15 protein-coding genes are annotated in these 13,833 nt (G+C 46.3%); 6 read left to right on the plus strand and 9 right to left on the minus strand.

Features of this window, described 5'->3' with window-relative positions; genetic code table 11:
• Positions 1-11: 11 nt before the first annotated feature.
• The 4 genes from LPW36_RS01505 to purM all read right to left on the minus strand — a co-directional run bounded on the left by LPW36_RS01505 (position 12) and on the right by purM (position 3,243).
• The gene (locus LPW36_RS01505; RefSeq protein WP_230607741.1) at positions 12-614 is read right to left on the minus strand and encodes a TetR/AcrR family transcriptional regulator; all 603 of its coding nucleotides are present in this window, start codon (positions 612-614) and stop codon (positions 12-14) included.
• Between the two features lie 254 nt (positions 615-868).
• Positions 869-1,402 (minus strand): spermidine N1-acetyltransferase, encoded by a 534-nt coding sequence (gene speG, locus LPW36_RS01510; protein ID WP_230607742.1) that lies wholly within the window; start codon positions 1,400-1,402, stop codon positions 869-871.
• 165 nt (positions 1,403-1,567) lie between these two features.
• Complete coding sequence (gene purN, locus LPW36_RS01515) at positions 1,568-2,206, minus strand: phosphoribosylglycinamide formyltransferase (RefSeq protein WP_230607743.1); 639 nt, start codon at positions 2,204-2,206, stop codon at positions 1,568-1,570.
• Entirely contained in the window at positions 2,206-3,243 is a 1,038-nt protein-coding gene (gene purM, locus LPW36_RS01520; RefSeq protein WP_230607744.1) for a phosphoribosylformylglycinamidine cyclo-ligase, read from the minus strand. The genes purN and purM overlap by 1 nt, the downstream gene beginning before the upstream one ends.
• A gap of 663 nt (positions 3,244-3,906) precedes the next feature.
• Between purM and upp the strand changes: the two genes are divergently transcribed.
• From upp to hda, 4 genes are all read left to right on the plus strand, one after another.
• A complete protein-coding gene (gene upp / locus LPW36_RS01530; RefSeq protein ID WP_230607745.1) occupies positions 3,907-4,533 on the plus strand; it encodes a uracil phosphoribosyltransferase in 627 nt (208 codons plus the stop codon).
• Positions 4,534-4,677: 144 nt separating this feature from the next.
• Positions 4,678-5,577, plus strand: coding sequence for an endonuclease/exonuclease/phosphatase family protein (locus LPW36_RS01535; protein ID WP_230607746.1), 900 nt, complete (start codon positions 4,678-4,680; stop codon positions 5,575-5,577).
• 226 nt (positions 5,578-5,803) lie between these two features.
• Positions 5,804-7,078 (plus strand): uracil-xanthine permease family protein, encoded by a 1,275-nt coding sequence (locus LPW36_RS01540; RefSeq protein WP_230607747.1) that lies wholly within the window; start codon positions 5,804-5,806, stop codon positions 7,076-7,078.
• Positions 7,079-7,165: 87 nt separating this feature from the next.
• Positions 7,166-7,873 (plus strand): DnaA inactivator Hda, encoded by a 708-nt coding sequence (hda, locus tag LPW36_RS01545; protein ID WP_230607748.1) that lies wholly within the window; start codon positions 7,166-7,168, stop codon positions 7,871-7,873.
• A gap of 23 nt (positions 7,874-7,896) precedes the next feature.
• Here hda and LPW36_RS01550 read toward each other — a convergent pair whose 3' ends face one another.
• From LPW36_RS01550 to bepA, 3 genes are read right to left on the minus strand one after another with little or no spacing between them, the layout of a single operon-like run.
• Positions 7,897-8,337, minus strand: coding sequence for a hypothetical protein (locus LPW36_RS01550; protein WP_230607749.1), 441 nt, complete (start codon positions 8,335-8,337; stop codon positions 7,897-7,899).
• 30 nt (positions 8,338-8,367) lie between these two features.
• Positions 8,368-8,718, minus strand: a complete 351-nt coding sequence (arsC, locus tag LPW36_RS01555) for an arsenate reductase (glutaredoxin) (protein WP_230607750.1) — start codon at positions 8,716-8,718, stop codon at positions 8,368-8,370.
• A 25-nt stretch (positions 8,719-8,743) separates the two neighbouring features.
• Entirely contained in the window at positions 8,744-10,210 is a 1,467-nt protein-coding gene (bepA, locus tag LPW36_RS01560) for a beta-barrel assembly-enhancing protease (RefSeq protein ID WP_230607751.1), read from the minus strand.
• A gap of 415 nt (positions 10,211-10,625) precedes the next feature.
• On the opposite strand from bepA, the gene LPW36_RS01565 reads away from it, so the two are divergent.
• Positions 10,626-11,693, plus strand: coding sequence for an AI-2E family transporter (locus LPW36_RS01565; RefSeq protein WP_230607752.1), 1,068 nt, complete (start codon positions 10,626-10,628; stop codon positions 11,691-11,693).
• A gap of 61 nt (positions 11,694-11,754) precedes the next feature.
• On the opposite strand, the gene bcp is transcribed toward LPW36_RS01565, so the two are convergent.
• Both bcp and LPW36_RS01575 read right to left on the minus strand, forming a co-directional pair.
• Positions 11,755-12,225 carry a thioredoxin-dependent thiol peroxidase gene (bcp, locus tag LPW36_RS01570; protein WP_230607869.1) on the minus strand — a complete coding sequence of 157 codons (471 nt, stop codon included), beginning with the start codon at positions 12,223-12,225 and terminating at the stop codon, positions 11,755-11,757.
• Positions 12,226-12,244: 19 nt separating this feature from the next.
• Positions 12,245-12,796, minus strand: coding sequence for a glycine cleavage system transcriptional repressor (locus tag LPW36_RS01575; protein ID WP_130592933.1), 552 nt, complete (start codon positions 12,794-12,796; stop codon positions 12,245-12,247).
• Positions 12,797-12,940: 144 nt separating this feature from the next.
• Here LPW36_RS01575 and dapA point away from each other — a divergent pair, with 144 nt between their 5' ends.
• The gene (gene dapA / locus LPW36_RS01580) at positions 12,941-13,819 is read left to right on the plus strand and encodes a 4-hydroxy-tetrahydrodipicolinate synthase (RefSeq protein ID WP_230607753.1); all 879 of its coding nucleotides are present in this window, start codon (positions 12,941-12,943) and stop codon (positions 13,817-13,819) included.
• Positions 13,820-13,833 lie beyond the last annotated feature (14 nt).

The following is a 13,833-nucleotide window of genomic DNA, read 5'->3' on the forward strand; positions in this document are numbered from 1 at the left end:
ATAATAATAGGTTAAACCGTGCGATAACCGTTAAGGAAGCAATCTACTGCTGACCGTACATGTTGCCTGATTACTGTTTTAGGTGGCACTTTTACGCCAAACAGCACTTCATGTTGAATGTAGCCTTTTAATAAACTCAGCAGATGGCCGCAGGCGACCGATGGATCGCCGTGTTTAAGATGTCCTTGTTCCATATGGGAGAGTAAAAACTGTCTTAAATAATCGGTTATACGATAGAGGCCCTGATTTAAATAAAAATCAGCCAGTTCCTGATCGTGCTGAGATTCGCTAAGTAAGATACGAAACGTATTTAGCAACGTAGGCGACAGGATAGTATCCAGATAGTTGGTACCAAATTGGATCAATTGCTGTTCTAACGTTTTATTGTCATCGTTTTTAAAGTTGAATATGGATTCAACCTCTTCAATACAACGGCCAATAACTGCGATCAGCAAGCCTCTTTTATCACCAAAATAACTGTAAATAGTCTGCTTGGAGCCCCCACATTGCTCAATAATCTGATCGAGATTAGTTTGGTGATATCCCTGCTTGAGAAAGAGTTGGGTTGCTACCTCAATAATTTTTTGTTGTTTTAGTTTTGTTGATGGGCGCATAGTCGAACCTCTCTGAGCTTCTGCTATAAGAATACCGTTATTTTTCATACAGTTTATCTTATTTTTTGGTTAAATATTCAATCTGTTACATCGCGCTGAATATTTTGTTGAATAACAACCGACGCTATTTTTATTTTGGACACATTATAAATAAGAATAGCCGGAAAGGGGGATTATCTTTATCAAATGGAATAAGGGGTTAAAGATGAATAAATAAGCAGGAGAGCACGGAATAAATTGCTCTCCTTTATTGATTAATTTTGCGGTTTTAATCTGGCCAAATATTGAGGCTGAAAAATACACATACGGATGGTGTCGCGATATTCTCCGTTAATGAAGAATTCATGCTTAAGAATACCTTCGGTTTCAAACCCCAGTTTGGTGTAAATATGAATGGCTTTTTCATTTTCTCTATCAACAATTAAATAGAGTTTATACAGGTTTAGCACAGAAAAGCCGTATTCCATTGCGGATTGTGCTGCGGCGCTGGCATAGCCGTGCCCCTGCCAGGCTGGATCGATAATGATCTGAAATTCAGCCCGGCGGTGTATATGGTTAATTTCTACCAGTTCAACCAGCCCTACAGAGTTATTGTCCGCTTCAATAATAAAGCGCCTTTCGCTCTGGTCATGGATATGTTTATCGTACAGGTCCGACAGCTCAACAAAGGCTTCGTAGGGTTCTTCAAACCAATAGCGCATAACGCTGGCATTGTTATCAAGCTGGTGGACAAATCTGAGGTCTTCACGTTCAAGCGGACGTAGCTTGACGCTGGGTTTACCCGACATGGGAACTCCTGATAGCTATCTGTTTGGACATAATTAGCTGTAACATGGTTACAGCTCTACTAGCTTAGTCAGGTTAATGTGTTGCGGGCAAGCACTATTTCAGGTTCAGGGCGGGCGATAAGGCTACAATATCGGTAATCAATATCGTAGCCATCACACCATTTATCAGGCTTCGGTGTAGCCCTGAGGCGGTAATGGTTGATTATCCATCCAGGCTTTGCCATCGCGCATAGCCAGTCGGCCATCCATAAACCAACTGACAACCAGCGGGTAGATGCGATGTTCTTCAACCTGTACCCGCTTGATCAATTCGGCTTCGCTATCCTGTGGTAATACGGGTACTGCCGCTTGCAGAATAATCGGACCACCATCCAGCTCTTCGGTAACAAAGTGAATGGTTGCGCCATGTTGCTTATCGCCATTGTTTAATGCCTGGCTGTGGGTATGCAGACCCGGGTATTTAGGCAGCAGAGAAGGGTGAATATTCAATAATCTACCCGCATAGCGATTAACGAATACCGGACTCAGAATACGCATATAGCCAGCCAGAACAATCAGGTCGGGCTTGTAGCGATCGATGGTATCTGCCAGCGCTAAGTCATAATCGGTACGGCTGGTAAAATACTTAGGCTCGATAACTTCACTGACAAGGCCAGACTGTTGTGCCCGTACCAAACCATAAGCTTCGGGAACATTGCTGAACACCGCACTGATAGTTCCGTTGATTTGCTCACTATCACAGGCATCAATAATGGCCTGAAGATTGGAGCCGCTACCGGAGATGAGTACAACAATACTTTTCATTAGCCAATAACCACCTGCTCGTCAGACGTGGAGGTTTTGATGGTGCCAATTTTCCACGCAATTTCACCGGTGGATTGTAATTGCGCGATGGCCGCATTGGCCTGAGCTTCTGGCAGAGCAATCACCATACCAACACCACAGTTAAAGGTCCGGTACATTTCATGGCGACTGACGTTACCGGCCTGCTGCAACCAGTTAAACACTTCTGGCCATTGCCAACTGGACTCGTCGATAACCGCCTGAGTGCCCTGCGGCAATACGCGAGGAATATTTTCCCAGAAGCCGCCGCCGGTGATATGAGCGATAGCATGAACTTCTATTTGCTCCAGCATTTGCAAAATGGATTTCACATAAATTTTAGTGGGGGCCAGCAGGTGATCCGCCAGTGATTTACCAGCCAGTATCGTCGCTTGCGGATCGGTTTTGCTGACTTCCAGAATTTTACGCACCAGCGAATAGCCGTTGGAGTGCGGGCCACTGGAGGCCAGAGCGATAAGAGTATCACCTTCGGAGACTTTACTGCCGTCAATGATTTCGGATTTCTCTACCACGCCAACGCAGAAACCGGCCACGTCATAATCTTCACCGTGGTACATGCCGGGCATTTCGGCAGTTTCTCCACCAACCAGTGCGCAGCCGGACTGTTTACAGCCTTCGCCAATGCCGGTGACGACGCGAGCGGCGGTATCAACATCCAGTTTGCCGGTGGCATAATAGTCGAGGAAAAATAATGGCTCTGCACCCTGCACAATCAGGTCGTTAACACACATGGCAACCAGATCGATACCAATGGTATCGTGGCGTTTTAAGTCCATGGCTAACCGAAGTTTAGTGCCTACACCATCGGTACCGGAAACCAGAATTGGTTCGCGGTATTTTTGCGGCAGCGCGCAAAGTGCTCCAAACCCACCGAGCCCACCCATAACTTCTGGGCGACGGGTTTGTTTTACTACACCTTTGATTCTATCGACTAAAGCGTTACCAGCATCAATGTCAACACCAGCGTCTTTGTAGTTTAGAGAAGTTTTATCGGTCACTGCGGGGTTCCCCATGGAGATAGGTGATATTTAACAGAAACAACGTAATTCTATCAGTTATAGCAAACGTTTGCCTATGGTTTTTATCTCTGACGTATAAACCCACGGCTTACCTTTGCGCATCTGACGTTAATCCAGGTTCTGAACCGTGGCATAAACGCCCTGTACTACTTTTGCCATTCGTTGATAATCCAACTGCTCTCAGGTATCTCCGTTAGATTCGTGATGGTGGTGATTTCGGTAAAATGCCGTATCGGTTCATTACCGCCGGAAAGCCCCGCTTCCAGTAGTGCAGATGGTCAGAATAATCGATACCGGGAATGAATGATGAGGCATTCAATGAGTAAAACCGGTAAGTCACTAGCTCTCATCATCAGGCTTTTTACCTAAACAAGTCATCGCAATCTGTAGCCACTTTGGGTTGATATTAAATGGTGTCTTCATATCCCTGAATTTGAACTCCCTGATGGCTGACATAAAGTTTTTAGTTGCCGTTAACGATTAATTGAAAAAACAGCGCTCTGTTAACAGTATTAGCACAATCTATAGCCTATCATGATCCGAATCATGCATTTCTTTGTTACGGCTCACGCATTATCAGGTATAATTTGCCGATTTTTTTGAGGGCGACAGTGCACCATCCGCGATATGGGAGAGGAATAAATGAAGATCGTTGTAGTTAAGCATCCACTGGTTAAACATAAGTTAGGCCTGATGCGCGAAGAAGATATCAGCACTAAACGTTTTCGTGAATTAGCTTCAGAAGTTGGTAGTTTACTGACTTATGAAGCAACCGCAGATTTAGAAACTGAAAAAGTTACCATCAATGGCTGGAATGGCCCGGTAGAAATCGAGCAAATCAAAGGTAAAAAAATCACCGTAGTGCCAATTCTGCGTGCCGGTCTGGGCATGATGGAAGGGGTATTAGAGCACGTTCCAAGCGCGCGCATCAGCGTAGTGGGTGTGTATCGTGATGAAGAAACCTTGCAACCGGTGCCTTATTTCCAAAAACTGGTTTCCAATATTGAAGAGCGTATGGCGTTGGTGGTTGATCCTATGCTGGCAACGGGCGGCTCGATGATTGCAACCATCGACTTGCTGAAAAAAGCGGGCTGTCAGTCAATCAAGGTTCTGGTACTGGTTGCTGCGCCTGAAGGTGTTGCTGCATTAGAAAAAGCGCATCCGGACGTTGAACTGTATACCGCTTCTATCGATCAGGGCTTAAACGAGAAAGGTTATATCATCCCGGGCCTGGGTGATGCAGGTGATAAGATTTTCGGTACTAAGTAATCATCAGACTACTTTACTGATATATAACAAGGATGTTGCGCCGGGGCCGGTGTTGATTGCGCTACCCACTCTACCTCTGATAATTATGGCAGAGCATCAGTAGCCGGTACCCGTTTAGTTATTAATAAAAATAAGGTGTGTCGTATGCCACGTTACAATTATTTTTTAGCTGCAATATTCTCTCTGTCTTTCGCCTCTCCGGTATGGAGTAGTGCAGCCCCGGTTAATCATGCCAACAGCAATGCCAATAGCCGCGAAGTGGCCAGTGCGCTGGGTGGTATTACCAACAAGACATTTTCCTTAAAAGAAGCACCGGTACTCAAGGTGGCTTCTTTCAATATGGCTGCCGGTAAAGTCAGCGATATGACGGCGATAGCCAAAGCCATTAAAGCCATGAATGTTGATATTGTCGCTTTGCAGGAAGTGGACAAACTCACCGCTCGCAGCGGCAAAGTGGATCAACTGACTGAGTTAATGAAGCTAACCGGTATGTACGGTGTATTTGGTCGGGCTATCGATTATGATGGTGGCGAATACGGTCTGGCATATCTGTCTAAATACCCCATTAAAGATCAGGTTATTTATCCACTGCCTTCCGGTCAGCGGGAACAACGTATTGCGTTTGTTGCTAAGGTAGAGGTACCTAATTTTGCGGTACCGGTTACCGTAGTGAATGCCCATCTGGATACCAAAGAAGATCCAGCCATGCGTTTGGATCAGGTGCGAGAGTTGAACGATCGCACCATTGAAATCCGCGGTATCAAGCTGTTATTCGGTGATATGAATGATGTACCACAGAGCGTAACCTGGCAGGAGTTAAATCGTTACTGGAATGATATTCAACCGGGTGACAAAGATGGCCGCAGTTGGCCTGCGGAAAATGCCAAAATCAAGGTAGACTATATCTTTACCGGTAATGCGCAGCGCTGGCATCTGGATAATCTGACTATTCCAAATGCGACGGGTGAATGGGCAGGTATTAACTGGCCATCGGTCAGTGACCATCTCCCCATCGTGGCGGAACTCAGGATGACTGAGCAATAAACAGATAAATATGGGCGACAGGATCGCCCATATTTATGGCTGCAAGTTGGATAATAGTATGCAGGTTTTACTAAGCATTCGAGTGTTATCAGGCTAAAAAAATTAGCCTGCAGTAGTAATAAATAAGTCATAAGAAATTAGTAACAGGCAAGACGACCGGCGTTTGTGCATTAAGTGTAGCCGCGCCGGATAACAACATCATCATTTCAAACTAGAGGTTTATTTTATGCAACAGCCGTCAATGACCGGCGCACAGCCACCTGCCTGGCAGAACGTTCTGGTGGGAGCACAAATGCTGTTTGTGGCATTTGGTGCGTTAGTACTGGTACCGCTGATCACAGGGTTAGACACCAACGTAGCGCTGTTTACCGCAGGCTTTGGTACCTTGCTGTTTCAACTCTGTACAAAAGGTAAGGTGCCGGTGTTTCTGGCGTCCTCTTTCGCCTTTATTGTTCCTATCAGTTACGGCGTTCAAACCTGGGGAATCCCGGCGACCATGGGTGGGTTGTTTGCTGCGGGCGTGATGTACATGATTTTTGGTGGCCTGATTAAGCTGCGTGGCTCGAATATTATTGAAAGGTTGCTGCCGCCGGTTGTTACCGGCCCAATGATTGCTATCATCGGCCTGACGCTGGCGCCTGCGGCAGTAAACATGGCATTAGGCAAAAGCGGTGATGGTGGTTCAGTCATTCTGGGGGATTACCGTACCGCGCTGTTTATTTCCATGCTGTCACTGTTAACCACGTTGTTGGTTGCGGTTTGGGCTAAAGGTATTTTCCGTTTAATCCCTATTTTATCCGGTATTGTGGTTGGTTATGTTACCGCATTGATGATGGGGATTGTTAACTTTCAACCGGTATTAGATGCACCCTGGTTTGCTATTCCTAACTTTACCGCGCCGGAATTCCACTGGCAGGCCATTCTGTTTATGTTGCCGGTAGTTATCGCACCAACTATTGAGCACGTTGGTGATATTATGGCGATTAGTTCGGTTTCCGGTAAAGATTATGCCAAAGATCCCGGTTTGCACCGTACTCTGGCGGGTGACGGCCTGGCTACTTCGGCGGCAGCCTGTTTTGGTGGTCCTCCATGTATTACTTATGCAGAGGTTATTGGTGCAGTAACGCTGACACGTAACTTTAATCCACTCGTCATGACATTTGCCGCCTGTTGGGCGGTGTTTATGTCATTTATCGGTAAGATTGGCGCCTTCCTGAATACCATTCCATCGGTGGTTATGGGCGGCATTATGGTTCTGCTGTTTGGTTCGATTGCCGCAGTAGGCATCAATATCCTGGTGAAAAACCGCGTGGACCTGTCCGTTGCGCGCAACCTGTGTATTGTCTCTATCGTTCTGGTGTTTGGTATCGGAGGTATGGTGTTTAACTTTGGTCAGTATTCACTACAGGGTATTAGCCTGTGTGGTGTGATTGCGATCCTGTTAAACCTGATTCTGCCTAAAGCGCCGGTTCATCACGACTCAGAGAAATCAGCCCATTAATTTGGCTACCGGCAACCTTGTGTTGTCGGTTTTCCCTCTTACCTCGGTATGATAGACTGATCCGGTTTTCGATTTTTTTAGTTTGAGGTGTTTCTGAATACATCGACGCAGCTATCGTTTCCTCTCTATCTTTCTGATGACGAGACGTTTGCCAGTTTTTATCCCGGCGAAAATGCGTCGCTGCTTTCTGCTATCCATTCTGCACTGGAACAGGAACACAGCACTTATATCTATTTCTGGTCTGGTGATGCCAGCGGAAAGAGCCATTTGCTGAGTGCCGCCTGTTCAGCACTCTCTCAAAAGGGGATGGCGGTAGGTTATGTGCCGTTGGATAAGCGAACCTATTTTGTACCTGAAGTGCTGGATGGTATGGAGCAGTTGGCGCTGGTCTGTATTGATAATATTGAATGTATCGCCGGTGACAGCGAGTGGGAGATGGCAATCTTCAACCTGTATAACCGTATCCTTGAAACCGGATTTACCCGGTTGTTGATTAGCGGTGATGTTCCACCCCGCCAGCTTAATCTGTCACTGCCCGATTTGGCTTCACGTCTGGATTGGGGGCAAATCTATCGGTTACATCCACTGTCAGATGAAGATAAGCTTCAGACGCTGATTTTGCGGGCAAAGCTACGCGGTTTTGAACTACCGGAGGACGTGGGGCGTTTTTTGCTTAAGCGACTTGAGCGGGATATGCGCACCCTGTTTGAAACGCTGGATCGTTTAGATTCGGCATCCATCGCGGCCCAGCGTAAGTTAACCATTCCTTTTGTTAAGGAAGCGTTGCAGCTATAGCTTTATGCTCTACTTTGGAGTACTCAGGGCTGAAAACGTTCGAAATCGGTTCTGGTTTCACCCATCTGACCATATGTCACATTAATAATCAGCTCATCAAGATCGGAGACCATCGAATAGGGCAGATCTTTATTGGCTTTTTTCATCGCTTCATAAAACGGCTGGTAAAAATCAGTGGTTTGCCCCTGAGGATCGTATTTGAGGCTGACATAAAATATCGGGTAATCGCTGTTATTGCATAGTTTAGCCGCGGTGACATCAATACCATATTTGGCTAAAACATCCCGGGTTGCTGGCTTCCAGTCTTTCAGTACAACATCCCGACAGTCATGGGTTATTTCGGTAAACAGTCTGGTTTTCTCCAGCGAAGGAATGTACTCTGCGGCGAAAGCGCTGCCGGACATCATCAACCCGGCAGAGAACAGGCTAGCCATAAATAATGAGTGTAAATGTGGCTTTTTCATTATTCATCCTTAAATAACGCGGGTGTATATTCAGATAATTTCCAGAACGTTTTCTGGTGGTCGGCCTAAGCGAGCCTGTTCACCAACAACCACAATGGGTCGTTCAATCAGCTTAGGGTTAGCGACCATGCTGTCAATTAGCGCCTGTTCTGAGGTATCTGCCAGATTTAACTCTTTATACAAATCTTCTTTAGTACGGATAAGCTGACGAGCGGAGCTGAAATTCAACTGTTTTAGCAGGCGGTGAATCTGTGTGCTGTCAGGTGGTGTATCCATATACAAAACAACATCAGGTTTAATCCCTTTTTCTTCCAGCAGTTCCAGTGTTTTTCTACTGGTACTGCAACGAGGGTTATGAAAGATAGTGATATTTTTAGTCATTGTTATTGTTCTCCTGAGATCGTTTTTAAGAGCGGTCAAACTGCTTAAAGCGCTGCTGTAGCTGGCGCAGCTGGTCGATACGCGCATCATAACGTGCCTGCTTCAGGCTTCCAACCTGAACTGAGGAACTGGCGGTAGTCAGCATATTAATTGCCTGATCGAGGCGTCCTACCAATGCCATGCTTTCAGCTCGGGCAGCCAGCTCTTCATCTCGTAATCCCTGATCGGCCGCGGCTTTAGCCAGCAAGTCCCAACCGTTAGGGTCTTCCGGATGGCTATAGGTATAACGGTTAAGCAGCGTGGTAGCTTTAGCGGCCTGACGCGCTTCGACATAGGCATTACCCAGATTGAGCTGTAACACCGCACTGTTTGGCTGGCTCTTAATCGCTTGTTCTAAGCGACTAACGGCTTGTGGGGCGCGGTTTTGCTCCAGATCGATATCGGTGGCCAGATCCAGAAACCAAATATTATTGGGTTGTTGGGTTAACAGTGGCTGAATAATGTTGCGAGCTGCATCGTACTGCTTGGATTTGTAATAGAGAATAGCCTGACCATATTTTCCAGCCATTTGTTCACGGGCGTTGCCTTTTTTATAGTCGTCCAGCATAAACTGGCTTAACCCATCCATATCGCCGTACATGCCCAATACGCGCAGTTTAGCAAACAGATAATCCTGAGAGGAGGCAACGACTTTATGACCCAGCTGTTCGGCTCGTGTGCGAGTATCTGACATTCGGCTGTCCGGCATGGGGTGCGTCAGTAACATTTCTGGTGGTTTGCTGGCATAGCGATATTTGTCTGCCAGTTTTTGCATAAAGTCCGGCATGGCCATGGGGTCAAAACCGGCACGTTGCAGTACGCGGATGCCAATACGGTCGGCTTCCTGCTCATTGGACTGGGTAAAACTAATCATGCCCTGTTGGGTTCCTGCAATGGTGGTGCTTAATGCCGCCATACCCGCCTGAGGGTTGGCCATGGCCAGTAAAATAGAGCCTAAAGCGCCTACCCAGGTAAGCGGCGCATTACGCTGTTGCTCTTCCATGGCCCGAGCTAAATGGCGTTGAGTGACGTGGGAGATTTCGTGAGCCATGACTGAAGCCAGCTGGCTCTCGTTATCCGTTTCGCGAAACAGTGAAGAGTGCAGCACCACATTACCGCCAAAAAAAGCAAAGGCGTTGATCTCATTATTTTGAATGAGATAAAAGTGAAAGGGCGTTCTTACCGCATCGGCTTTGGCAACCAGCTTCTGGCCCAGGCTGTTAATGTAATCCGTCAACAGGGGATCGTAAATCAGTGGTGCACCGGAACGCAGCTGCCGCAGGTAAAAGTCACCCATCAGCAGTTCTTGATTAATACTGAGGGTACCACCGGCAGTGGTACCAATGTCCGGCAGGTCGCTGGTAGTATCGGCAATAACAGGAATGACCGGGCTGCATAGCAGCGTACTACCTAATAGGGTGACGAGTAAGGATTTACCAAAACGGGTAGACATATCGATATCAATTCCAGAAGTTATATTAACCTACAGAACACACTCTGATGCTGGTGCAGTAAGAGCTGTTTTCCCTAAATTTACATTTGCCTGTATTTTCCCGAGAAAACCATCGGGTTACCTTAAATCTTATCGTGTTAACAGTCGGTTTGTTGCTATTATAGCGATAGCTCCGGTTAACCATTCTTCAGTATGCAATACATGATAAATTATCACTGTTATGCGGCGGTTGCACCGAATAACTGAAGCTTATGTTGAGGCATTTCCGAGTGATGGTTTACTCGCCTGATTATGTAGACAACGAATATCATATTTTGTCCTGTCTATTTCTGTTCTTCCTATAGGTTTTTTGATTTGAATCTATATGAAGCACTGAAACAGATTCAATGAAAGGTTTTCTCCCCCGGAGGTTGTTATGTTGGAGATGTTGTCTCGCTGGTATCGCCGGCGTTTCACTGACCCCCAGGCCGTGGCATTGCTAATTATTTTAGTCGTAGGCTTCGGTATTATCTATTTTTTCCATGGCATTTTGGCTCCGCTGTTGGTGGCGATTGTACTGGCCTATTTGTTGGAATGGCCAACCACCAAAATACAGGATATGGGGCTTTCTCGTGGGTTAGCCGCCACCAGCGTAATTATCCTGTTTGGTGGAATCATGTGTGTCGCCATTCTGGTGGTGATGCCGGCAGCATGGCAGCAAGGGGTTAATCTGGTGGCGGATATGCCGAAGATGCTTAATCGCTTTCATGATTTTGCCGCAACGCTTCCTGCCCGTTATCCGGCATTGGTTGATGCCGGTATCATTGATTTGTTTGCGGAGAATCTGCGTACCAAACTGGCCGGGTTGGCAGATTCGGTAGTGAAATACTCTATGGCATCACTCATGGGGCTGTTAACGCTGGCGATCTATTTGATCCTGGTGCCGCTGATGACCTTCTTTTTGCTGAAAGATAAGCGGCAGATGATTTATGCAGTACACCGCATATTACCCCACAACCGTGGATTAGCTGGCAAGGTCTGGCTGGAGATGAATCAGCAAATCACTAACTATATTCGCGGTAAAGTGGTTGAGATTGTGATCGTGGGTGTGGCGACTTATCTGGTGTTCTGGTTTATGGATATGCGTTATTCCCTGTTGCTGGCAGTGCTGGTCGGGATATCGGTGTTAATTCCTTACATTGGCGCGGTACTGATCACCATACCGGTGTTTATTGTGGCACTGTTTCAGTGGGGGATTGGGCCTGATTTCTGGACGCTGGTCATTGCCTATCTGGTGGTGCAGGGGCTGGACAGTAACTTGCTGGTGCCATTTTTATTCTCAGAGGCAGTTAACCTGCATCCGTTGGTGATTATTCTGTCGGTCGTTATTTTTGGTGGGCTGTGGGGTTTTTGGGGGGTGTTCTTTGCCATCCCTCTGGCCACTCTGGTTAAAGCGGTCATTCATGTCTGGCCCGACGATCTGATTGCCGAGAACCTGCGCTAATAAAGGCGAAACAAACAACGGCTACCTCCCCTGATGGGGTAGCCGTTGCTATAAAAATCCGTCAACCTTTACCGTTCAGATAGTTAAGTACAATCTCGTGGTGGTTGTTGGTTTTGAAATCATCAAAGACTTTTTCAATTTTTCCGTCAGTGCCAACTAAGAAACTGATGCGATGAATACCGTCATAGGTTTTACCCATAAAGGTTTTCTCACCCCAAACGCCAAACAGTTCGGAAACTTGATGTTCCTCGTCAGAAAGTAGCGTAAAGTTCAGCAGGTCTCTTTCAACAAAGCGGGACAGCTTTTCTGGTTTATCTGTGCTGATACCCAGAATGTCCACGCCAAGTTTTTTCAGTTCATCCATGTTATCCCGTAATCCGCAGGCTTGTACGGTACAGCCTGGTGTCATAGCTTTTGGATAAAAATAGATAAGAACTCTCTGCCCTTGGAAATCACTCAGGCTGATATCTTCACCATCTTGATCCGGGAGTGTAAATTCAGGGGCGGTATCACCGGCTTTTAATGGGTTTATCACTAGTTCCGTCCTTTTTTCATGCTTGTGGATTGATTACGATGTTAATACTGCCTTGTGCATTTAGTTCTGTACAGAGGCAATAGAAATCTTGTTCAACCTTTTTATGCGTGCCGGTCAGGGCACTGTGTAATGTAATCTCAATATAAAGCTTAGCTTCTTTTGTTATTTCGCAAATGCTGGTTTTGGAAGTAAGTTCAGCAATGCTGGTTTCTGCTGCATCAAATAAGTTGGTAAATCGTTCAATTAAGTGGGGGGAGTCTTTTACCTCTACTTTTACCCACATCGTAACCGGCATGGGAGGGCGAGGATGTTGAGTTGTGCGCTTCATCACAATCAATAGCTCTAATTCCACCCCTTTTTGTGGCAAAGTAGATTCGAGCAGCATCATGGCGCTCCATCCACCGGAAAGCAGCATAATAAAAGTAAACTCTTCACCCAACAGTGCCAGACGGCTATCCTCTATATTACAGCCGCAGCTACTGACGTGCCGGGTAATAGTGTTGACTATTCCCGGGCGATCGGTACCCAAGGCGGTAATGACAAGGTAATATTCAGATTGCTGTGGCACGTTAAAACTTCCTGTCTGAAAATGGTGATACTATGGTAAACATAAAAAAATCACCCAGACAAGCAGTTAGAGTGATGTTGTTGCTTGCTTTTCGCTATTGGTCAAAAGTACCATGTTCGATATGTCTATTAAGGGGAATCGCTTATGTTTACGGGAAGTATGGTTGCACTGGTTACGCCAATGGACTCAACAGGTTCAGTTGACCGCGCCAGTTTGAAAAAACTGATTGATTATCATGTGGCTAGCGGCACTGTCGCAATAGTTTCCGTAGGCACCACCGGGGAATCAGCCACGCTTAATCATAATGAGCATGTTGATGTGGTGAAATTAACGTTAGAATTAGCCGATGGTCGTATTCCTGTTATCGCCGGAACGGGCGCTAACGCGACGGCAGAAGCCATTTCTTTGACTCAGCATTTCAACGATACCGGTGTTATCGGTTGTTTGTCCGTAACACCCTATTACAATAAGCCAACTCAGGAAGGTTTATTCCAGCATTTTAAAGCGATTGCCGAGCATACTGATTTGCCTCAAATCCTTTATAATGTTCCTGGTCGTACCGGTTGTGATATGTTACCTGAAACCGTTGCCCGTTTAGCGGAAGTGCCAAACATTGTTGCATTGAAAGATGCAACCGGTAACTTAAGCCGGGTTAGCCAGACTCAGGCACTGGTAGGAAATGATTTTAAATTACTCAGCGGCGATGATGCGACCTCTTTAGAGTTTATGCAGTTGGGTGGTCACGGTGTGATTTCCGTTACGGCAAACGTTGCTGCGCGTGAAATCGCGAAATTATGTGAATTGGCTGCACAAGGAAACTTTGCTGAAGCCCGTTGTCTTAATGAACGGATAATGCCTTTACATCTGAAATTGTTTGTTGAATCCAACCCAATTCCAGTGAAGTGGGCATGTTACCGTTTGGGTTTAATTGCTGATGATACAATGCGGTTACCAATGACTCCGCTGGCGCAAAGTGCCCGGCCGATAGTTGAACAGGCGTTAAAGTCTGCTGGTTTGCTATAAATTTTAGGAAAAAT

It is taken from the genome of Limnobaculum eriocheiris (assembly GCF_021010575.1).
GTDB lineage: Bacteria > Pseudomonadota > Gammaproteobacteria > Enterobacterales > Enterobacteriaceae > Limnobaculum > Limnobaculum eriocheiris.

Bases quoted from the DNA above. Each gene is read 5' to 3' on its own strand.
- LPW36_RS01505 (WP_230607741.1), bottom strand. From the start codon at position 614: ATGCGCCCATCAACAAAACTAAAACAACAAAAAATTATTGAGGTAGCA.
- speG (WP_230607742.1), bottom strand. From the start codon at position 1,402: ATGTCGGGTAAACCCAGCGTCAAGCTACGTCCGCTTGAACGTGAAGAC.
- purN (WP_230607743.1), bottom strand. From the start codon at position 2,206: ATGAAAAGTATTGTTGTACTCATCTCCGGTAGCGGCTCCAATCTTCAG.
- upp (WP_230607745.1), top strand. From the start codon at position 3,907: ATGAAGATCGTTGTAGTTAAGCATCCACTGGTTAAACATAAGTTAGGC.
- LPW36_RS01535 (WP_230607746.1), top strand. From the start codon at position 4,678: ATGCCACGTTACAATTATTTTTTAGCTGCAATATTCTCTCTGTCTTTC.
- LPW36_RS01540 (WP_230607747.1), top strand. From the start codon at position 5,804: ATGCAACAGCCGTCAATGACCGGCGCACAGCCACCTGCCTGGCAGAAC.
- LPW36_RS01550 (WP_230607749.1), bottom strand. From the start codon at position 8,337: ATGAAAAAGCCACATTTACACTCATTATTTATGGCTAGCCTGTTCTCT.
- arsC (WP_230607750.1), bottom strand. From the start codon at position 8,718: ATGACTAAAAATATCACTATCTTTCATAACCCTCGTTGCAGTACCAGT.
- bepA (WP_230607751.1), bottom strand. From the start codon at position 10,210: ATGTCTACCCGTTTTGGTAAATCCTTACTCGTCACCCTATTAGGTAGT.
- LPW36_RS01565 (WP_230607752.1), top strand. From the start codon at position 10,626: ATGTTGGAGATGTTGTCTCGCTGGTATCGCCGGCGTTTCACTGACCCC.
- dapA (WP_230607753.1), top strand. From the start codon at position 12,941: ATGTTTACGGGAAGTATGGTTGCACTGGTTACGCCAATGGACTCAACA.